At 60.9% G+C, this 19,304-nt stretch carries 18 protein-coding genes; 10 read left to right on the top strand and 8 right to left on the bottom strand.

What is annotated here, in order from left to right:
• Positions 1-53: 53 nt before the first annotated feature.
• Positions 54-1,265 (top strand): MFS transporter, encoded by a 1,212-nt coding sequence (locus AB0P14_RS14940; protein WP_363843844.1) that lies wholly within the window; start codon positions 54-56, stop codon positions 1,263-1,265.
• A 40-nt stretch (positions 1,266-1,305) separates the two neighbouring features.
• Here the strand turns inward: AB0P14_RS14940 and AB0P14_RS14945 are convergent, their stop codons facing one another.
• Complete coding sequence (locus tag AB0P14_RS14945; RefSeq protein ID WP_363843847.1) at positions 1,306-1,689, bottom strand: DUF1304 domain-containing protein; 384 nt, start codon at positions 1,687-1,689, stop codon at positions 1,306-1,308.
• A 39-nt stretch (positions 1,690-1,728) separates the two neighbouring features.
• On the bottom strand, positions 1,729-3,477 hold the full coding sequence (locus AB0P14_RS14950) for a pyruvate dehydrogenase (RefSeq protein WP_363843849.1): 1,749 nt from the start codon (positions 3,475-3,477) through the stop codon (positions 1,729-1,731).
• A gap of 188 nt (positions 3,478-3,665) precedes the next feature.
• Between AB0P14_RS14950 and AB0P14_RS14955 the strand changes: the two genes are divergently transcribed.
• Both AB0P14_RS14955 and AB0P14_RS14960 read left to right on the top strand, forming a co-directional pair.
• Complete coding sequence (locus AB0P14_RS14955) at positions 3,666-5,147, top strand: mannitol dehydrogenase family protein (RefSeq protein ID WP_363843852.1); 1,482 nt, start codon at positions 3,666-3,668, stop codon at positions 5,145-5,147.
• Between the two features lie 382 nt (positions 5,148-5,529).
• Positions 5,530-5,820 carry a DUF4190 domain-containing protein gene (locus tag AB0P14_RS14960; RefSeq protein ID WP_363843854.1) on the top strand — a complete coding sequence of 97 codons (291 nt, stop codon included), beginning with the start codon at positions 5,530-5,532 and terminating at the stop codon, positions 5,818-5,820.
• A gap of 155 nt (positions 5,821-5,975) precedes the next feature.
• Here the strand turns inward: AB0P14_RS14960 and AB0P14_RS14965 are convergent, their stop codons facing one another.
• The gene (locus AB0P14_RS14965) at positions 5,976-6,782 is read right to left on the bottom strand and encodes an alpha/beta hydrolase (protein WP_363843857.1); all 807 of its coding nucleotides are present in this window, start codon (positions 6,780-6,782) and stop codon (positions 5,976-5,978) included.
• A 714-nt stretch (positions 6,783-7,496) separates the two neighbouring features.
• Between AB0P14_RS14965 and AB0P14_RS14970 the strand changes: the two genes are divergently transcribed.
• On the top strand, positions 7,497-8,477 hold the full coding sequence (locus tag AB0P14_RS14970; RefSeq protein ID WP_363843860.1) for an endonuclease/exonuclease/phosphatase family protein: 981 nt from the start codon (positions 7,497-7,499) through the stop codon (positions 8,475-8,477).
• Between the two features lie 239 nt (positions 8,478-8,716).
• Complete coding sequence (locus AB0P14_RS14975) at positions 8,717-9,208, top strand: hypothetical protein (RefSeq protein ID WP_363843863.1); 492 nt, start codon at positions 8,717-8,719, stop codon at positions 9,206-9,208.
• Between the two features lie 526 nt (positions 9,209-9,734).
• Here AB0P14_RS14975 and AB0P14_RS14980 read toward each other — a convergent pair.
• Entirely contained in the window at positions 9,735-10,175 is a 441-nt protein-coding gene (locus AB0P14_RS14980; RefSeq protein WP_363843865.1) for an SRPBCC domain-containing protein, read from the bottom strand.
• 439 nt (positions 10,176-10,614) lie between these two features.
• Between AB0P14_RS14980 and AB0P14_RS14985 the strand changes: the two genes are divergently transcribed.
• Positions 10,615-11,001, top strand: a complete 387-nt coding sequence (locus tag AB0P14_RS14985; protein ID WP_363843868.1) for a Clp protease N-terminal domain-containing protein — start codon at positions 10,615-10,617, stop codon at positions 10,999-11,001.
• Positions 11,002-11,182: 181 nt separating this feature from the next.
• Here the strand turns inward: AB0P14_RS14985 and AB0P14_RS14990 are convergent, their stop codons facing one another.
• The 3 genes from AB0P14_RS14990 to AB0P14_RS15000 all read right to left on the bottom strand — a co-directional run bounded on the left by AB0P14_RS14990 (position 11,183) and on the right by AB0P14_RS15000 (position 14,531).
• Positions 11,183-11,467, bottom strand: coding sequence for a hypothetical protein (locus AB0P14_RS14990; protein WP_363843871.1), 285 nt, complete (start codon positions 11,465-11,467; stop codon positions 11,183-11,185).
• A 644-nt stretch (positions 11,468-12,111) separates the two neighbouring features.
• Complete coding sequence (gene xylB, locus AB0P14_RS14995) at positions 12,112-13,581, bottom strand: xylulokinase (RefSeq protein ID WP_363843874.1); 1,470 nt, start codon at positions 13,579-13,581, stop codon at positions 12,112-12,114.
• On the bottom strand, positions 13,578-14,531 hold the full coding sequence (locus AB0P14_RS15000) for a sugar-binding domain-containing protein (protein ID WP_363843876.1): 954 nt from the start codon (positions 14,529-14,531) through the stop codon (positions 13,578-13,580). The genes xylB and AB0P14_RS15000 overlap by 4 nt, the downstream gene beginning before the upstream one ends.
• Before the next feature lie 126 nt (positions 14,532-14,657).
• On the opposite strand from AB0P14_RS15000, the gene AB0P14_RS15005 reads away from it, so the two are divergent.
• The 4 genes from AB0P14_RS15005 (at position 14,658) to AB0P14_RS15020 (ending at position 18,923) form a co-directional block, all read left to right on the top strand.
• The gene (locus AB0P14_RS15005) at positions 14,658-16,046 is read left to right on the top strand and encodes a sugar ABC transporter substrate-binding protein (RefSeq protein WP_363843879.1); all 1,389 of its coding nucleotides are present in this window, start codon (positions 14,658-14,660) and stop codon (positions 16,044-16,046) included.
• The gene (locus tag AB0P14_RS15010) at positions 16,046-16,993 is read left to right on the top strand and encodes a sugar ABC transporter permease (protein WP_363843881.1); all 948 of its coding nucleotides are present in this window, start codon (positions 16,046-16,048) and stop codon (positions 16,991-16,993) included. The genes AB0P14_RS15005 and AB0P14_RS15010 overlap by 1 nt, the downstream gene beginning before the upstream one ends.
• 93 nt (positions 16,994-17,086) lie before the next feature.
• Positions 17,087-17,875: a carbohydrate ABC transporter permease gene (locus tag AB0P14_RS15015; protein ID WP_363843990.1), complete on the top strand. Its 789-nt coding sequence runs from the start codon at positions 17,087-17,089 to the stop codon at positions 17,873-17,875.
• A 4-nt stretch (positions 17,876-17,879) separates the two neighbouring features.
• On the top strand, positions 17,880-18,923 hold the full coding sequence (locus AB0P14_RS15020) for an NAD(P)-dependent alcohol dehydrogenase (protein ID WP_363843883.1): 1,044 nt from the start codon (positions 17,880-17,882) through the stop codon (positions 18,921-18,923).
• Between the two features lie 88 nt (positions 18,924-19,011).
• On the opposite strand, the gene AB0P14_RS15025 is transcribed toward AB0P14_RS15020, so the two are convergent.
• The gene (locus AB0P14_RS15025) at positions 19,012-19,302 is read right to left on the bottom strand and encodes a MoaD/ThiS family protein (protein ID WP_363843886.1); all 291 of its coding nucleotides are present in this window, start codon (positions 19,300-19,302) and stop codon (positions 19,012-19,014) included.
• Between the last annotated feature and the right edge of the window lie 2 nt (positions 19,303-19,304).

Here is a 19,304-nt window from a genome sequence, read left to right on the forward strand (position 1 = left end):
GACAACAGCAACCAGCGCACCTCACACAAGCAACCTCAAGGATAGTGATTTTCATGCGCGCCGCCCGCGCCGCATTCTGGCTTCGTGCCGCCCCCGCAGTTTTCGTCCTGGCCTGGGGAGGGAACCACTTCACCCCTCTCTTGAGCCTGTATCGCGACGTTGGACACTATTCCGAGCTGAGCGTGGATCTTTTTCTGGCCACGTACGTTCTGGGTTTGATCCCGGGGCTGCTGATCTCCGGTCCGTTGTCGGACCGATACGGGCGCAAGCCGTTGACCGTCATTGGTGTCCTTGTGGGCATCGCCGCCAGCCTCATTCTGGCCGTCAGCTTCCGCAGCGAGGCGCTCATGTGCGCCGGGCGCATGCTGGCAGGAGCCGGAGTGGGAATTGGCATGGCTGTGGGCACTAGCTGGCTCAAGGAACTCTCCATGGCGCCGTTCGACAAAACGGCCGATTCCACCGCTGGGGCACGGCGCCCCTCCCTGATCCTGACCCTGGGATTTGGACTTGGCGCTGGCGCGTCAGGAGTTCTGGCGCAGTGGGGTCCATGGCCCACAGCTACCCCTTATGCCTTGCATGTCCTTTTGAGTCTGGCCGCGCTGGCGGCCCTGATCAAGGCCCCCGAGACGGTACGGCCGGAGATTCTGGCACCCGGCCAAAGGCCCGCCTCTCTCCGCGACGATCTTCGCGTCCCCTTGGTTTCCCATCGACGGTTTCGCCGAGTCATCTTGCCCGCCGCACCCTGGATATTTGCCACGGCCGGCGTCGCCTATGCCGTCATCCCCATGTTGGAAGGTACCCGGTTGGGTAGCATGACGCTCGGTTATGCCACGCTTTTGACGGTTTTGACCCTGGGCACCGGCGCGCTGATTCAACCGTTCGTGGCGCGGATCAACAGGGCCACGAGGGGCCGGGCGCTGCTGGTCGGCATGGCTGCCATGATCATTGGACTGGGTGTCGCCGCCGTCAACGCTCACTACCTCTCGCTCGTAGCGGGCGCCGCGGCCGCGATCATGCTGGGCGCCGCCTACGGGATCGCGCTGGTCTCCGGGCTTGTGGAGATCCAACGCATCGCCACCGGCCGGGATCTGGCCGGGTTGACAGGTGTTTTCTATAGCCTGAGCTACCTCGGTTTCCTGCTGCCCGTGGCACTGGCTGCATTGGCCTCATTTGCCAGCTACACTGTGCTGCTGGGCATTGTGGCAGTGGCCTGTCTTGCCAGCCTTGCCGTGGTGTCCACGGGGCATCGCCGCACATCCGCATAGGAACAGCGCAATCCAGGCTCCGGCGTCGTGCGTTAACGCTTTAGAGCAGCCACACCACCGTCAGCACGACGGCGATGAGCGGGAAGGTGAGCTGCACCAGTGCCGCTTTGGCCTTCTTGGGGGATGAAAAAAGCAAGACCAGCCCGGCCAGCAGCATGGACCCGCAACCGGCCAACACCAGGGCAGCACCCACTTCGTGGTGGCCCGTTGCCGCGGCAACGATTCCTACCGCGGCCAAGACCGCTAGGAACAAGTTATAAAAACCCTGGTTGAAGGCCAGCTCCTTCGTGGCGAGGGCCTCACTTTCGCTGGTTCCAAAGGTTTTGCGGGTCGAAGGGTCCGTCCATCGCAAGGATTCCAGCACAAAGATGTAGACGTGTACCAGGGCGGCCAGTCCAGCAAAAATAAGGGCAGTGATCAGCATGGGAATCCTCGTACTCGCTGTGGAAGTTAGGGGTGGAAGCTAGCCGCGCGGAATGTTGCGCAGATTCGATCGCGCCATACTGACGGCCTCGCCAGCACCCTTGTTCAGGACGATCTTGGACATGGCCGTGGCAAAGCCAATGACCTGCCCACCCTTAATCTTAGGCGGAATGGAAAGCGCGTTGGGGTCCGTGATGAGTTCCACCAGCGATGGCCCGTTATGGGCAAAAGCGGCACGGTAGGCATCAGCGATCCCGGCAGGATCAGTGACTCGCACAGCATGGAATCCCATCGCCGCGGCAATGGCTGCATAGTTGGTATCCGGAACGTCAACACCAAAGTCCTGAAGACCGTCCACCAGCATTTCGAGCTTGACCATGCCCAAAGTGGAGTTGTTGAACACCACAACGTTGACTGGCAAATTGTGAGCTGCCGCCGTAATCAATTCACCCAGCAGCATCGAAAGCCCGCCATCGCCGGAGACCGAGATGACCTGCCGCTCAGGATAGGCAGCCTGGACGCCAATGGCCTGGGGAAGGGCGTTCGCCATGGAGCCGTGAAGGTAAGAACCAATGAGCCGGCGGGTGCCCAGTGGGTTGATGTAGCGGGCCGTCCACACATTGCACATGCCGGTGTCCGCCGTGAAAATTGCGTCGTCGGCAGCAATCTCATCCAGCAGGGACGCCGCGTATTCCGGGTGAATTGGCACCAATTTGTCGGCCTTGCGGGTATAGGCGCCCACGGCCTTGTTCATCAACCGGTCATGCTTTTTCAGTATCTGGTCCAGGAACTTTGAGCTCTTCTTGGCCTCAACCAGTGGCATGAGTGCCTGCAGGGTCGGCAACACGTCCCCGTGGACTGCGATGTCCACGTCTGTGCGCCGCCCTAAATGTTCCGGGGCCCGGTCCACCTGTGCGGTGCGGGTGTCAGGCAGGAACTGGTCATAAGGGAAATCGGTGCCTAGCAAGATCAACAGATCAGCATCTTCTATGCCTTCGGCCGCGGCACCATAGCCGAGCAGCCCGGTCATGCCAATGTCATAAGGGTTCTCGTATTGAATAAAGTCCTTGCCACGCAGACTGTGGCCAATGGGTGCATTGATGAGTTCGGCAAAAGCAATCACTTCGTCGTGAGCGCCTTGGACGCCGGCTCCGGCAAAGATGGCCACCTTCTCAGCTTGGTTGATGGCCGCAGCCAGCTCCGCGACGCTTTCGGGGGCCGGGACAATGGACGCCGGATTGGGCGCCCGCCACAGTGGTGTGGGCGCACTGGCCGGAAGGCTGGCAATGTCGCCGGGCAACGTCACGACAGCCACACCGCCTAATCCAACAGCATGAGAAATGGCGCTGCGCATGACGCGAGGAGCCTGCTCCACAGTGCTCACCAGCTCCGAGTAGACCGAACATTCAACAAAGATTCGGTCAGGGTGAGTCTCCTGAAAGAAGTCACTGCCGATCTGCTTGCTGGGAAGGTGGGAGGCAATGGCCAGCACGGGAGCTCCTGTGCGGTTCGCATCGTAGAGCCCGTTCATGAGGTGGAGGTTGCCGGGGCCGCACGAGCCTGCGCACACGGCCAATTTGCCTGTCAACTGCGCCTCGGCCCCCGCCGCGAACGCCGCCGCCTCCTCGTGTCGAACATGAATCCAGTCAATACCGCCTTTGGCGGAACCTCCGGTTTTCCGGACCGCATCCACCAGTGGATTCAGGCTGTCGCCCACAATCCCGTAAATGCGCTGCACACCAGCAAGTTGGAGTTGCTCTATTAATTGGGCGGCCAGATCCTTGGGCACGGGTACTCCTACGGCAGTTGGGTCATTCCACAGTTACACGGCTACTCGCCAATATAGTCCCCACTCCCAGCGGGGACTACTGCCGTGAAGGCTGGAAATGTACCCCAAAACAAATTCGCTCATTTGAGTGGTAAAAGTTCGCTCATTTGATATAGTGGGACGAATATCACGTCCAAAGGAGAGCCACCATGCCGCAACTCACCGCCGAGAGTCTGGCCTATTTGCCTGCTTCCGTTGCCGTCCCCTCCTATGACCGGTCCAAGGTCACCACGGGGATTGTGCACTTCGGCGTGGGCGGCTTCCACCGCGCCCACCAGGCCATGTATATCGACCGGCTCATGAACGCCGGAAAAGCACTCGACTGGGGCATTTGTGGTGTGGGCGTGCTGCCCCATGACGAGAAGATGGCGCAGGTCATGGCCGAACAAAATTGCCTGTACACCATGCTGCTCAAGCACCCGGATGGACGGCGCGAGGCCCGGGTGATCGGCTCCATCACCGAATACCTTTTCGCCCCGGCAGACCCCGAGGCTGTCATTGAAAAGATGGCGTCCCCCGAAACAAGGATCGTCTCGCTGACCGTCACCGAGGGTGGCTACAACTTCCACCACGTCACGGGTGAGTTCGACGCCGAAAACCCCGACGTCGTCCACGATCTGGGGCCCGGAGCTGCCCCGCGCACCACCTTCGGCCTAGTCACGGAGGCGCTTTCCCGCCGTCGTGCACGTGGCATTGCCCCGTTCACGGTCATGTCCTGCGACAACATCCAAGGCAACGGCGATGTGGCCAAGAAGATGTTCACGGCGTTCGCCGAGCTGCGGGATCCAGAACTCGGCGCGTGGATGCGCCAGAACGTCCCTTTCCCCAACTCCATGGTGGACCGGATCACCCCCGTCACCACGGATGAGGATCGCAGCGCCATTGCCAAGGAATTCGGCATTGTGGACCAGTGGCCGGCAGTCTGCGAGCCCTTTGAGCAGTGGGTTTTGGAGGACCACTTCACCCTGGGCCGCCCGCCCTATGAGGATGCTGGCGTGCAGTTGGTTCAGGATGTGGAACCCTACGAATTGATGAAGCTGCGCCTGCTCAATGCCACGCATCAGGGCATGTGCTATTTCGGGTACCTGGCCGGTTACCGCTACGCTCACGAGGCCGCGCAGGATCCGCTCTTTTCCACGTTCCTGCTCGATTATATGGATCTCGAGGGCGGGCCAACGCTTTCGCCGCTGCCCGGCGTGGATCTGCCGCTGTACAAGAACACGCTGATCGAGCGCTACTCCAACGAGCACGTTCGCGACACCTTGGCCCGGCTGTGCGCGGAAAGTTCGGACCGGATTCCCAAGTGGCTCCTGCCGGTCGCGCGGATCAATCTGAAGAACGACGGCGAGATCGCCCGTACCGCCGGCATCGTAGCCTCATGGGCGCGCTATGCGGAGGGGACGGACGAATCGGGTGAGCCCATCTCCGTCGTTGACCGTCTCAAGGAACCACTCATGGCCGCCGCAGCACGCCAGCGCGAGGACAAGCTCGCTTTCCTGCGCAACCGCGATGTGTTTGGCGATCTCGTGGATAACGATCGTTTCACCACCGCCTACCTGAAAACCCTCGACACACTGCACACCAAGGGTGCCCGGGCGGCTGTGGAGGAACTCGTGGCACTGGGACGGTAGTTGCGGGCAGCTCGCAGTGGGCCGACAACTCCAGGCAGCGCAAATGTAGGCCGGTGCAACGTGTCACTAATCCGGGTTTCGTGTCACCAACGTGTCACCCGTACGGATTCCGAGTCGCCAACATGTCACCAGTCCGGATTCCGAGTCACCAACATTGGCCGGGTTTTGGTTGACTCGGCGGCTTGGACTCACCCGTAAGTGGTCGTTTGTGTGTCCCGTTTGAGGAACGGTAAACGGGACAGAGGGGCAACAAAACCCGAGGCTGCCCCGCACAAGGATTATCCCGCTGGATCTTGCATACGTTCCGGCACCTCTTTGTGGTCCTCTGGAGAGAGCATGGTTAGACTCGGTCTTTAACTACATGAGGTTAGGGGAACCAATAATGAGTGTATCTGCGGCGTCAGCTACTGCCACGAAGACTGGTCCGCTGAACAAACTGGCTGTGGCAGCCGTCATCTTGGCTGTAATTGCCTTTTCGGGTCTGTGGCTGCTTGGGATAGGAGTTCTTGCCGTTTTCGCGGTAGGAGCTGGTCATGTCTCTCTGGAGCAGATACGCCGGACGGGTGAGCGGGGGCGTTGGCTGGCCATTGGTGCCTTGTGCATCAGCTATGCCCTTGCAACGTGGGCACTGTTCTCAGCGCTGACGTATATTCCGGCACTTTTCCAGCAATGACGGTCTAAGGGCAGGCCCACGACGGCAGTCAACGCCTGACCTGTCCTGTCACTTAGCGGTGATACAGGGACAACTGCCGGCAATGGTGGCCTGCAGCCCAAGACCCCTGATCCATCCAGGGCAATGTGGCCACGGGGGAACGCTCTGCGGGACATTTAGGGCAATAGAAACGATCGTAACGCCGCGATCCAGTCTTCGAAGGCGTCAAGGTGTGCGTCATGGGAGGCTCCAGCTAGGTCGATTCGCACGGCATTGCGCCCCCGCCTGACAAATTCAGATTTCTCATCGGGGGTGAACATTCCGTTCTCTCCGTACGCGACGAGCGTTGGCCCTTCTACGCTCTCCCATTCGTGCCATCTCGGCTCCGATACCGCGTTGATTGCCGCGACCATGACGTCAGCATCGAACCGTGGCCACAGGCCATCGCTGCATTGTTCAAGATCATCCACCCACGCTTGTTCTAGTGGACCGTGGCCAATATGCGCGCGGGCAACCTCACGATTCGGGAAAGGCAATGGCCACGAACGAAAGAAGTCACCCATGGCCTCGTTCTGGGTGTGCGTGCCACTACCGGGGCCGGTTTCCAGTAGCACCAGCCTAGTGACAAGATCTGACCGGCCTGCCGCGACGAGCATTGCCGTGTGCCCACCCATAGACTGCCCGACAAGCGTCACAGGTCCACCTACGACAGCCTTGATCACGTAAACGACATCGTCAACGAAGGCTTTCCTAGATAGATCACTCGGGCGTCGAGTGCTTCGCCCATGGCCGCGGAGGTCAATGAGGATGGTCCGAAAATCAGGGAGCGCATCCGCAGTTGGGAAGAACTCCCTGGCACTGCCCGCAAGCCCATGCAAAATGACCACGGGAGGGCCATCGCCACCGGAATCAAAATAGTTGATACGCACGCCCGTTCCCACATCGATAGTGGATCCTTCGAGGGCGCCCTGGTGAAATGCCATTGCACAAGGCTACGTGCGGACATCTGTGTTCATCAATAAATCCCATACATGGAACATCCTGCGGGACACTTTCTCGGTAGCCTCCGCGCACGCCTCAGATGCATAGCTGGGAAGTCGAGAAACTTTGACTCTCATCGCCCAAGTGAAACGCGAGGGGTCCCAGCCTTTTCGCTCAAACGGGCAGCTGGCCGTTTGAGCGAAGGGGAGCGGCTGCACACTCGGGCTGCCGAGTGCAATACTTTCCAATATGGCAACCGAACCGCGGCGTTGGCGCCGAATCACCGACTTCATAGGCATCACAGAATCTGAAGAGGCTATACGCAATCGGCCACGGCCATGGTCCGGGCGGTGGTGGCTTCGCCTGGTTCCTATAGCGCTCATTGTCATTGTGGTCGCAGTGGTTGGTCAGGTGTTGCACCTCTGAGAAGGCGCCCTTGCTTGAAGAAAGCGTGGTGGCTCGCCCCTGCAGATGGATTGCACCGAGGGCGGCATTAACCTCATGTCAACAGTTGCACGGGGCGTTTGCAATGAATGTGCCAATCTGGGGCACGTAGCGGAATTCCGAAGGAGACCCTCCTGCGGGACAGCGTTCGAGAGCGGATCGCTAAGCGGGTGCTCAGGTCCTCGGGTCGAGCCCCTGCGAGTCGGTGCCGGTTGGTGGCGAACCCTCGCGATGGGATTTACTTAGGGATGCTCAACCGTAAGCTGCGCTCTGTGAGCCTTGTCGTGACCCTACTCCTTGGCGCTCCAGTCGTCGTGCTTCTTGTGTGGCCGCAGGCTTTCAGCACGCATACGGTTCTGTTCGTTGCTCAGCTCATTGCATTCCGGGCTCCGCTCGCACTCGCCCTTGGGGTCGGTGCGGTTCTCTCCGCGATAGTGGCTCTGTTCAAACGACGGTGGGGAATTGCCGCGGGAGTTGCGATTGTTCTCGGCATAGCATCGCTCGCTAATGGCGGAGTTCTGCTTTCCCGTGGGGCAGCGGGTGCGCTGCCTGACGGTGATCTGACTGTCGTTGCGTGGAACACCCAGGGTGGCGCTACATCGCCCGAGAGCGTCGCGCGACTCGTGTTGGCCACCGGCGCCGACATCGTGAGCCTGCCCGAGATGGATGATGTCGCCGTGGCTGAAGTGGCACGTTTAGTGGCATTGGAGGGGCATCGGATGACGGCAGCGACTGCGTACGGTGAAACGGGTGAGTCTTGGATTCCTACGTCCGTGCTCATCGCCGATGGGCTCGGCGAGTACCGAGTTGACACTTCGGCGGGCTCGACGCCTGGCTTACCGAGTGCCGTGTGGCGTTCGGTGGACGGAAGCGGGCCGACAATAGTCGCCGCGCACACCTCACCCCCACTTCCCGGGAGCATGGACGAATGGAGGGCTGGCCTGCAGTGGATTGCCGAGCAGTGCGACGCTCCTGACGTGATCGTGGCGGGTGACCTCAACGCGACGGCCGACCACCTGTCCGGGTTAGGCATCGGCGATGCGCTCGTCGGCGGATGTCTGGATGCGGCGATCACCACGGACGTCGGCGCGATAGGGACCTGGCCTACTTCAGCGCCAGCCTGGCTCGCGTCACCGATCGACCACGTCCTCTTCGGAGCCGCCTGGACCGTTCGCGGTGTACAGGTCCTCACATCATTGGACCAGACAGGAAGCGATCATCGCCCGATCGTTGCCGTACTCGACGCGCGATAACAGACAACGCCGCCAGGCGTTGGTATCCGCTATCCAAGCCGGCCCGTTAGTGCAACGACATAAGTCCCGCAAACCGAACCCTAAGCGCTACGCCCGCCAACAATTCATGGGCGTGAAAGCGAATCCGGCATTTTCATCCATCTCCATGTAGTTCGAGAGGTTCTCCGCCGAGGCCATACGCCGTTGAGAAGATTCCGGATAATAGAAAATCGGTTGAGTGCCGCTGTTAGCCTTGCATGATGCGGATACTGCTTACACTCCTCGGAATCGTTGCGATCATCGTTTACGCCCTGTTTGGAGCGGCATTGATGAATGATTGGGCAGTGGTCGCCGCGAGCGGGATGCCGCTTGAAACGACGATTGCTGACATGCATGCTGCTGGTCAGAGCTACAGCACGATTCCGGGCTTCGTCTTCGCTGCTCTCGGTTTATTGCTCGGTCTGCTTTGGGGCGTGACGACGCTTTTCCGCCGAACGGCACTTCCGAACTGGGCAGCAGTGTCACTGTGGGCTGGAATCATTGCCCTAGGTGCGCCAGCATACTTCTTCTTGTCATTTGGCAATCTGAACTCCGTGGGCGATACCTATTTCGATTGGAATTCCGAGGCAGCGTTCGCGTTAGAGGCACCTCTGTACATAGCCAGCGGGCTCGCATTCCTTGTCGTCGTTGCGATGATGGTGACGGCGGTGATCAAGGCAACGGCGCGGAAGAAACCGTCGCCGGTTACCTAGCAAGACAGTAGCAAATGCGCGTAGCCTCATTGCCGCTGGCCATGCGAGCGGAGCAGCGGAGTCCTCCTGATGATGCGGTGGGTGATTGTTCTCGGTGACCCAGTGTGGAAACATCGTTCCCGCGATCGTAGGTGTTCAGTGAGTGTGCGAAATATCCTGATTCGCCATCGCCGTAAGTGCCGCAGATGGGTAACAGATCTCGTCGCAAACATGCGTATAGCGACCCGCTTGGTTTTTGGCGGCATCCTGTCAGAGCGTTGTTCGGAAAGTCTTTTGGAAGCGTTCCGTTTGACGCTCCATGACTGGTCCAACGAGGCCCAAAATCCCCGGAACACCAATGTCATTTTCAGACGACGTTTGCACAGCGCTCTCCATGCCCGCAGGGGGAACCCTCACCGGGCGGAAAAGTGGTTGGTTGCGAGGGTGACCGGAATTGGCAAGAAACGAGCAGCCCCTTTGGAAAGCTACCGTCACAACGCTGTGTCGGGGCTGTCGCCAATCTTGGCCGGGACAGGATTTCGTCGGCCTAGACCCGCTCTGCCAACCGTTTGATCGTGACGATTGCTTCCGACCACATGCCGCGCATGTCGTCGGCCCACTCGTCAGGCACTTCGAGCTCGACGACGAGATTCGTCACCCCTTCGGTCTCGCTGAACGAGTAGCTCTCGTGCAGCCCGACGGCGGGCCCTTCGCGGTTCTCGATGCCTTTCTCGATATCGCCGAGATAGCGGATCAACACGAACTCGTGGGGCCGGTTCTCGACGATGGTGCCGAGGAGACCGCTCGCCGTGCCATCCTCGTTCGGACCGAGGAAGCGGATCTCGTCGCCCTCGTTCCAGCCGCCCTCGTAGGTCGATCCTTCGCTGAAGGCACCTGTCCATTCGCGGTAGGTGTCAAGGTGGAGCATGACGTTCCAGACGTGCTGCGCGGGAGCGTTGACATCGACGCTGAATCGAAGATTTTCCATGCTCGATTGTAGACCGAGGCACACTGACGGCTCAAGACCGCCTGCAGGGCCGGTTCGTCGACGAGATCCGCAACCCCGCGTCGTGGATTGAGGCGATCGAAATCTGCCAGCGGTATTCGCTATCGCTGTCTGGTACACGATTCCAAGTGGATGACTACGCCTGTCACCACGGGCCGAAAACTTGCCGTCCCATGGCTCTCACCAAACTGGTGCACGGGATGAAGCTGTCATTTTCCTCTATGACGAATGCACTGGTCGTCCAAAGTCCTGAGCACTGTGCCGGGGCGTCCGTAAGCGGAACATCTACCGGGACGTGCACTCTTCCGCGCATCGGCAGGCGCGCGCGTGGTGCTGGTGCGCCGCGAAGACTACCCTAAAGGGCATGGGCCGTTCGACGAAGTTTGGGAACTACACCGAAAGGGCTGTGCGGGCGGTGGTCATGGCTCAGGAAGAGTCAAGGTTTATACATGACCGGTACATCGGTCCCGAGCATCTGCTGTTGGGGCTTTTGCACGCTGATCCGGACGCGGTGCAGACGGCGCTGGGGGTCTGGCCGGATGAGGTGCGTGATGCGATAGTAGGTTTCGTCCGCTCTGGTCTGCCAGACTCCTCAGAATCATTCCCATTCACCAGCGAGTCTCTGGACGCCCTCAAGGCGGCGCAGCGCACCGCGCGGGAGCTTCATTCCGATCACGTCGGGATCAAGCACCTATTGTTCGGGGTGCTGAGTGTTCATAGCGACCGCCTGGATCGGGCGCTGGTAGATGCGGGTGTGGATCGAGACAGTGCGCAAAAGCGGGTAATGGCGGCGCTTACGCAGGGGTGATCGGTGGGTCAGGGCTGGGCAACAGGCAGCGATCACCCGCCCACATCCGGCTGACCTGATGTTTATTCAGGAAGACCTGATGTTTATTCAGGAAGCAGGAGGGCTAGTCCGTCGCTTGGGGAACCTTGAATGGGTCGCGCGCCCTAGACCACACCGAGCCCGTCGAGAGGGCGCCTGATCTCTAATCTTCCTCGGGAGACGTGCCAAACAATTTCATCATGCGAGGGACCTGGATAATCTCGTAGTCGGGTGCCCTCAATGCCGTCTCGAACCATTTGACGAAGAATTCCAATGGCCGGCCTGCAGCCTCTGTTTCCGCCCAGGCAATCGCTTCTCTGACCTCTGAGGCGTTGGAAATTTCATACTCATCAACAGCCCAGGCATATCCGGGCTTGATGGGCCCAGACCAAATGCGCGCCCTATATGTGGGGGCATCGAAATCTTCTCCGACATTGTGCTCTGGCATCCACTGAACATCCATTCCCTCACAGTAGGGCATTTTCGCAAGACAAGAATGGAACTGTGAAGGACCTGATCACACATGCGGTCGGACCCTATGCGCCCATAGAAAAGCCGTTCCGTCGTGTTGATTGGTCTAGAACGTGACCGCACGGACCGACAGAAGTAGACCTCAAGGTGCAGACAATCTCACCGGACCCCGAAGTGAAGAACTCAGCGTGATTTCGATACGCGACCTGACGATCAAGTGTCCGCAGGGGGTATCCCGTATAGACTCCGCCGAAGTCCGGTAAGCCGGTCCCTCACCGGAGCAAATGCCGTAGATGTCGGAGATTTTCGAAACTGCGTGTTTCCGCAGGTGCCAGATTCCCGTAGACCCCGCCCGACTTAATGCCCGGTGAAGCGTTCCTTATACGGAATAGTGCTTCGAGCGCCTATAGAAGACCATAGGAAAGTGGCTCGGAATTGAGAATTTCCGCGATCGGGGCACAGGAATCGTCGCAGGCCAGCGCTTTCGCTGGTGACAGTCAGCTCGGAGTCATACAGCAAGCAGCACACAGTGATCTGCCGCCCGCTCAGCACCCAGCGTGCCGAGGCTGGTAGCCAGGACCAGCGCGCCCGAACCAGCGCGACTGGACCTGCGCACCAAAGCTACACGCCGTAAACGGCCTTCCGCGCCGCAACGTACCGCTCGCGCACGGTGGTGCCCCATCCGCCGTCGGGCGTGAAGGACTCCTCAATCCGACGGCCCCACACGGGAAGTTCGCCCGTGGCGGCCCAAGCAGCCTGACGTGCGGCACCGAGGGCCACATATTCGCGCTGCTCGGGCACCTCGACGGGCACTCCAAACACGGTGGCCGCAGCCTCGCGCAGTGCACGGGACTTGGAGCCGCCACCAATGAGCAATACACGTTGCACCGGAACGCTAAACGTGGTGAGGGCGGCAAGCGCGTCGGCCAGTGAATTCAAAACGGCCAGAACTGAGGCGCGAGCCAGGTTCTCGGGCGTCATATTGGCCCTCGTCATACCCACCAAGGTACCTGTGGCATCAGGCAGGTTAGGGGTGCGTTCGCCGTCGAGGTAGGGCAGCAGTGTCAGGCCACCGGCATCGGGCGCGGCGGCGAGCGCCAACCGGTCAAACTCGGCCAGGTCAACGTTGAGCATCGCCGCACCGGCCGCCATGACGCGGGCCGCATTGATCGTGGCCAACAGGGGCAGGTGCCGCCCGGTGGCGTCGGCAAAACCGGCAAGCTGGCCGGAGGTGTCATGCACGGGGGCATCGGAGACGGCGAAGACCGTTCCGGAGGTACCGATCGACACCACGATTTCACCAGGAGCGATCTCCAAACCCAGCGCCGCACCGGCGTTGTCCCCCATGCCGGCACCGACGACGGCGGCACTTGTGCCCCAGCGCGAATCCAGTTGGCCGGCGCTCTCGTTGGGTGCCAGCACCCGGGGCAGCGTGGGCACAGCGCCAAAGAACTGCTCCAACAGCTCGGGGCGGTATTGGTTCGTTATGGGATCGAAGTAGGCCGCCCCGGAAGCATCACTGCGGTCCGTGGACCACTCGCCGGTGAGCTGTAGGTTCAGCCAGTCATGGGGCAGGCCCACTGTTGCTACCCGGGCGGCAATTTCTGGCTCATGGCGAGCCAGCCACGCCAGTTTGGTCAGCGTAAAGGACGCCACCGGAAGGACGTTGACCGCGTCAATCCAGGCTTCGGCACCGAGCTCGGTAACCATGCAGCGGGCTTCCTCGGCGCTACGGACGTCATTCCACAGCAGCGCCTCATGAACCGGTTCGTTGGCCTCATCAACGGCCACCATGCCGTGCTGCTGGGCGGCTACGGCAACGCCAACCACCCGCTCGCCCAAGGCGGGAATGCCAGCTGCGTCCCACGCTTCCTCCAGCGCAGTGCTCCAGAGCCTCGGGTCAATCGAAGTACCATCAGGATGTGCTGCGGAAGCGGCAGCTACCTGCGCTCCCGTGGCCAGATCGATCGCTACCACCTTGCAGGACTGGGTGGAGGAATCGATGCCCACCACCAGCGATGAGGGATTTAGCGGTGTACTGGGCGCGGCGTCTGCGCCGACGTCTACGCCGGTATTCAATGCGGTGCTCATGCGAGGACTCCCTGCCCTTCGTCGGTCCCCTGCAAAGCGCGGGCCAGCGACTCATCCATAACCAGTGTGTTAACAATTCCGGCGGCCAGGCAAGCCCGCACAGCATCAGCTCGCGCCTCGCCCTGCGCCACGGCGATGACCTTGGGGGTGCGTTGGAGTTGCTTGATGGTGACCGAAAGAATCCGCGCGTCGAGTTCGGCGCTTACGGCACTCCCATCCGTGGCAATCAGACGGCCGGAGCACTCAGCCACAGCACCTTTGGCGATGCCGTCTTGGCGCACGGCGTTATCCACGCGGTTCCAGACGGTTGAGAGGTTTGGCGCCCACGCTCCAATGGCAACCACGGCCAAGTCAAGCGAATCGCCCATGCGCATGGCGTCAGCAATTTCTGGTTGGCGGCGCAGACCTGATGCCGTTGCAGCACTGTCCACAACCAGGGGAGCCCACATGGGCCAGGTACGCCCACCACCCATCCGCCCCAAACGCTGAACAAGCTCCAGCGGGTTCCCAGCTCCGGGCACAGGCAGGGCGCCGGCAAGCTGGACAATATTGCATTTGGGCAGCTCAGTGACGTGCCGCGCAGCTAGGTCCAGTGTGCGGGACCAAGAAATGCCGATGGTCATGCCTGTGCGTGCCGCAGCCATCAGCTCGTCGGCCACCGCATGGGCCTGCAGGTCACGCTGGCGGAAGTCGTCGTCGATCGTTTTGACAACCACTACGCGGTGCAGGCCAAGCGCGGCCGCGAGCGCTCCGGCATCGATCTCCACCATGGCCCCGGGGCGGCGAATTTCAATATGGACAATGCCTTCGGCCCGCGCTTCATCAAGGAATCGTGCCACCTGGAACCGCGAGATTCCATGCTCGGTGGCAATTTCCACCTTGGACTGGTTGTCCAGATAGTAGGCCTGCCCAATGCGGGCAAGCAGCTCCTCGTGGGATATTTCCGGCACGGTGCGCCTTCCTAAAAAGAGACATTTGAGCAATTGCTCTTGCTCAAATGAGTATATATGACTAGAGTCACTTAACAAATGAGCAAGATCATGTTCTCAAATGAGCGACGAGATTGAGAGTGACCAATGAAGTTCCCACCCTTCCGTGCCGCAAAAGCGCATCCGCCCAGAACAGGCAAAAAAGCCGCTGCCTGGCTCGCCATCGCGGCCGCAGCCACCCTGGCACTCGGCGGTTGCGCACCCGCCGGATCAGCCAAGGACACCCTCGTGGTGGCCATCGTTGCCAACCCGCAGATGAAGGACGCCATCTCCCTGCAGGATGATTTCAAGGCCAAACACCCCAACGTCGACGTCAAGTTTGTGACCCTGCCCGAGAATGAGGCCCGCGCCAAGATCACGGCCTCGGTGGCCACCGGCGGCGGCGAGTTCGACGTCGTCATGATCTCCAACTACGAAACCGAAATGTGGGCGAAGAACGGCTGGATCGAAAACCTCCAGCCCCTCGCAGACGCCACCCCGGGCTACGACACCAACGACTTCATCCCCACCATCAAGGACGCGCTCAGCTACCAGGACGACATGTACTCGGTTCCGTTCTACGGTGAGTCTTCCTTCCTCGTATACCGCGAGGACCTGTTCAAGGAAGCCGGCATCACCATGCCGGAGCACCCGACCTGGGACGAGATCGGCGCCATTGCCCGCAAGCTCAACAACCCGAAGGACGACTTCGCTGGCATCTGCCTGCGCGGCTTGGCCGGCTGGGGCGAGGTCATGGCCCCGCTGGACACCGTCATCAACACCTATGGCGGCCAGTGGTTCGACATGGACTGGAACGCCAAACTGAACACCCCCGAGGTCAATGCCGCCGTCACCGATTATGTTGACCTGCTGCACGACGCCGGCCAGCCCGGAGCCGCGACCAGCGGCTACGGCGACTGCATAACCCGCTACAGCCAGGGCAAGGCGGCCATGTGGTACGACGCCACTGCCATGGTCTCCAGCATCGAAGACCCCGCATCCTCGCTGGTGGCCGGCAAGTCACAATACGCCCCGGCGCCCGTGAAAAACACGGAGTCTGCAGGCTGGCTCTACAGCTGGTCATTGGCCATCCCCACTACCACCCAGCACAAGGACGCCGCCTGGGACTTCATTTCCTGGATGACCAACAAGGACTACATCAAGCTGGTAGGCAACAAGATCAGCTGGGAACGCGTCCCTCCTGGCAGCCGCCAATCAACGTATGAGATCCCCGAATACGCCGCAGTCGCGAAGGCCTATGCCAAGCCCACCCTTGACGCGATGTATAGCGCCAAACAGGCCACCAGCATGGTCAACCCCGTGCCGTACCCCGGCCTGCAGTTTGTGGCCATCCCGGAATTCCAGGATCTGGGCACCCGGGTCAGCCAGCAAATCTCTGCGGCCATTGCCGGACAGAAATCCGTTGACGACGCCCTGAAGCAGGCCCAGCAGTACGCAGAACCCGTCGCCAAGTCATACCAAGAAGGAGGCAAGTAATGGCTACCACGCTGGTTGACAAGCACAACCTCAAACAACACAACCGCAAATCCGCCAAGGACAGCTCAGGCATCTCCAAAGCCGAAGGCTGGCGCCGTCGCGGCCCGCTGCTCCCGGCCTTGATCTTCACGATCATCATCACGCAGCTGCCGTTCCTTGTCACCATCTGGTACTCGCTGCGCAACTGGAACTTGTTGCGCCCGGACGGCAACCAGTTCAACGGCCTGCAAAACTATGTGGACATCTTCATGGACTCCACGTTCCGCAGCTCGGCCCTGAACAGCATCGTCATCACCCTCGGCTGCGTGTTCTTCGCCATGGTTCTGGGCATCATCTTCGCCCTCATGCTGGACCGCAAGTTCCGCGGCCAGGGTGTGGTGCGCACCATGCTCATCACCCCATTTTTGATCATGCCCGTCGCAGGCGCCACCTTGTGGAGCATCTCGATGCTGAACCCGAGCTTCGGTCTGGTCAACTGGGTCATCTCCCTGGTGGGCATCCCGCCGGTTGACTGGACGTCGCAACACCCGATCGTCTCAATCCTCATGGCGTTGGTTTGGCAGTGGACCCCGTTCACCATGTTGCTGGTGCTGGCCGGCCTGCAGTCCCAACCGAAGGACGTTCTGGAGGCCGCGCAGATCGACGGCGCCGGCTGGACCAAAACGTTCATCTGGGTCACGCTTCCCCAACTGCGCCGCTACATCGAGCTGGGCATCCTGCTGGGCACCATTTACGTTGTCAACACCTTCGACCAGATCTACCTCATGACGGCGGGCGGGCCCGGCACAGCCAGCGCTAACCTGCCGTTCTACATCTACCAGCGGGCCTTCCTGGGCTTCGACATTGGCCAGGCAGCAGCGATGGGCGTGGTGGTCGTTATCGCCACCATCATCATCGCCACCTTCGCCCTCCGCCTGATCTTCCGCAGCTTTGACGCAAAGGACTAAGCCGTGACCACCACCATCACTGACCCCACCCCTGTTCCCCTTTCGGCTGAGCGGAAGTCCCGTGAAGCACGACGCCGTTTCTCCGGTTCCGCGATTACCACCGTCACCTGGCTGGTTGCGTTTATCTTCTTCGCCCCCGTGATCTGGCTCGTCATGACGGCGTTCAAGCCCGAATCGGCGGCCGCCTCCAACCCTCCCGTGTTCTTCTTTGTCCCCACCTTCGAACAATTCGAGGCTGTGCTGGCCAACGGCGCCGGAACCTACTTCCTGAACTCGTTGATCGCCACGGGCGTGTCCACCGTCTTGGTGGTCCTGCTGGCCGTGCCTGCCGCCTATGCGGTGAGCATCCGCCCGGTCAAGAAGACCCAAGACGTGTTGTTCTTCTTCATCTCCACCAAAATGCTGCCCGTGGTGGCCGTCATCATGCCCATCTATGTCATCGCCGGACAGCTGAAGGTGCTGGACAACATTGGCACGCTCATCATTTTGTACACGGCCATGAACCTGCCGATCGCCGTGTGGATGATGCGCTCCTTCTTCCAGGAAGTCCCTGCTGAAGTTCTGGAGGCCGCATCCATGGATGGTGCCGGGCTGATCAAGACCCTGCGCACCATCTTGATCCCCATGGTCACTCCCGGCTTGGCCGCCACGGCCCTGATCTGCGTCATCTTCGCCTGGAACGAGTTCTTCTTCGCACTGAACCTGACCGCGGCCAACGCCGCTACGGTGCCTGTCTTCCTGGTCTCCCAAATGACCAGCGAGGGCTTGTTCTTGGCCAAGTTGTCCGCCGCATCGGTACTGGCGTCCCTGCCGGTTGTCATTGCCGGCTGGGTGGCACAGAAACAACTGGTTCGCGGACTCTCGATGGGTGCGGTGAAGTAAACCCATGACACCATCAGCTTCCCAAAAACCCGCAGCGGAGCTTCCCGAAAGCATGACCGCTTCGGTGCTTGTGCGCCAAGGCGAGCTGCGGACCGAACAGCGTCCGGTGCCCACGCCTGGCCCGGGCGAGGTGTTGGTGCGCATCACCTCAGTGGGCGTGTGCGGCTCCGATACCCACTACTACGCAGAGGGCCGGATCGGCACGTTTGTGGTGGCGGCACCTCTGGTGCTCGGTCACGAACCCGCCGGCGTCATTGTGGCTCTGGGCGAGGGAGTGCAGGACCGCACCGTGGGCCAGCGCGTCTCGCTGGAGCCGGGCATTCCGGACCCGCTGTCGCAGCAGACACTCGCTGGCTGCTACAACTTGGACCCGGGGGTGCGGTTCTTTGCCACCCCTCCCATTGACGGGGTGTTTTCCGAATACGCCGTTCATCCGGCCGTGTTCTGTCACCCGGTCCCGGACAGCGTTACCGACGATGCCGCCGCCCTCCTTGAACCACTCAGCGTAGCCCTGGCAGCACGGGCCGCAGGAAAAATCCAGCTTGGTGATTCAGTGTTGGTGGCTGGGGCTGGCCCAATAGGGCTGCTTACTTCCAAGGTCGCCCAGTTGGCTGGTGCCACGGTCACCCTCACGGATGTGCGACCCGAGCGTCTCACTGATGTTCACGCATACGGCGTGAGGCATACCTTCACGGCGTCCGAGCAGCGGCCCGTGGTGCCCGAGTTCGATGTCTTCATTGACGCCAGCGGTGCCGAACGTGCCATTCTGGGCGGACTCGCCCGGCTTGCCCCGCGCGGCCGGGCGGTGCTGGTGGGCATGGGAGCCGACACCATCGCTCTGCCAGTACCTCTGCTGCAGGGGCGCGAGCTCATGATCACAGGTACATTCCGTTACGCGAATACATGGCCCACCGCCATTGCCTTGGCCGCCTCCGGACAGGTAGACCTCGACGGTCTTGTCACCTCAACCCACGGCCTCGACGATGTGGAGGCGGCACTATTGGCGGGCACCAATCCGGGGGCATTGAAGGCGATGGTCCACCCCTAAGCCCCGACGCTATCGCAGCAATGGCGACTTCCTCCCCGACGCTAGTGCAGCAATGGCTGGATTTTTAGCAGCGCTATCGCAGCGCCTCTCAGCCGCCGGCCACCGACTGAATAACCATCAGTTCCTGGCCGGCGGCTACGCGGGCATTTAGTCCGTCGAGCCGCCGCACGTCCTCACCGTCAAGATATATATTGACGAAGCGGCGCAGCGCCCCTGTTTCGTCCCGCACCCTGCGGCCGAACACGGGATACTCGGCGGCAATGGCGTCCAGCAGCTGAGCCACAGTTGCCCCGTCGCCAACATCCAGATGCAGCTCAGAACAGTTACCCACCAAGGGCTGGAGCAGTCCGGGCACCAGCAGTGTCACTTTCTCCGTCATGA

The organism is Specibacter sp. NPDC078709, from assembly GCF_040686795.1.
GTDB lineage: Bacteria > Actinomycetota > Actinomycetes > Actinomycetales > Micrococcaceae > Specibacter.

What these genes read in the sequence shown, in the direction of transcription:
- AB0P14_RS14975 (WP_363843863.1), top strand. Translation starts at nt 8,717, where the DNA reads ATGCGGATACTGCTTACACTCCTCGGAATCGTTGCGATCATCGTTTAC.
- AB0P14_RS14940 (WP_363843844.1), top strand. Translation starts at nt 54, where the DNA reads ATGCGCGCCGCCCGCGCCGCATTCTGGCTTCGTGCCGCCCCCGCAGTT.
- AB0P14_RS15010 (WP_363843881.1), top strand. Translation starts at nt 16,046, where the DNA reads ATGGCTACCACGCTGGTTGACAAGCACAACCTCAAACAACACAACCGC.
- AB0P14_RS14960 (WP_363843854.1), top strand. Translation starts at nt 5,530, where the DNA reads ATGAGTGTATCTGCGGCGTCAGCTACTGCCACGAAGACTGGTCCGCTG.
- AB0P14_RS15005 (WP_363843879.1), top strand. Translation starts at nt 14,658, where the DNA reads ATGAAGTTCCCACCCTTCCGTGCCGCAAAAGCGCATCCGCCCAGAACA.
- AB0P14_RS14955 (WP_363843852.1), top strand. Translation starts at nt 3,666, where the DNA reads ATGCCGCAACTCACCGCCGAGAGTCTGGCCTATTTGCCTGCTTCCGTT.
- AB0P14_RS14945 (WP_363843847.1), bottom strand. Translation starts at nt 1,689, where the DNA reads ATGCTGATCACTGCCCTTATTTTTGCTGGACTGGCCGCCCTGGTACAC.
- AB0P14_RS14965 (WP_363843857.1), bottom strand. Translation starts at nt 6,782, where the DNA reads ATGGCATTTCACCAGGGCGCCCTCGAAGGATCCACTATCGATGTGGGA.
- xylB (WP_363843874.1), bottom strand. Translation starts at nt 13,581, where the DNA reads ATGAGCACCGCATTGAATACCGGCGTAGACGTCGGCGCAGACGCCGCG.
- AB0P14_RS14980 (WP_363843865.1), bottom strand. Translation starts at nt 10,175, where the DNA reads ATGGAAAATCTTCGATTCAGCGTCGATGTCAACGCTCCCGCGCAGCAC.
- AB0P14_RS15025 (WP_363843886.1), bottom strand. Translation starts at nt 19,302, where the DNA reads ATGACGGAGAAAGTGACACTGCTGGTGCCCGGACTGCTCCAGCCCTTG.
- AB0P14_RS14990 (WP_363843871.1), bottom strand. Translation starts at nt 11,467, where the DNA reads ATGCCAGAGCACAATGTCGGAGAAGATTTCGATGCCCCCACATATAGG.
- AB0P14_RS14985 (WP_363843868.1), top strand. Translation starts at nt 10,615, where the DNA reads ATGGCTCAGGAAGAGTCAAGGTTTATACATGACCGGTACATCGGTCCC.
- AB0P14_RS15020 (WP_363843883.1), top strand. Translation starts at nt 17,880, where the DNA reads ATGACACCATCAGCTTCCCAAAAACCCGCAGCGGAGCTTCCCGAAAGC.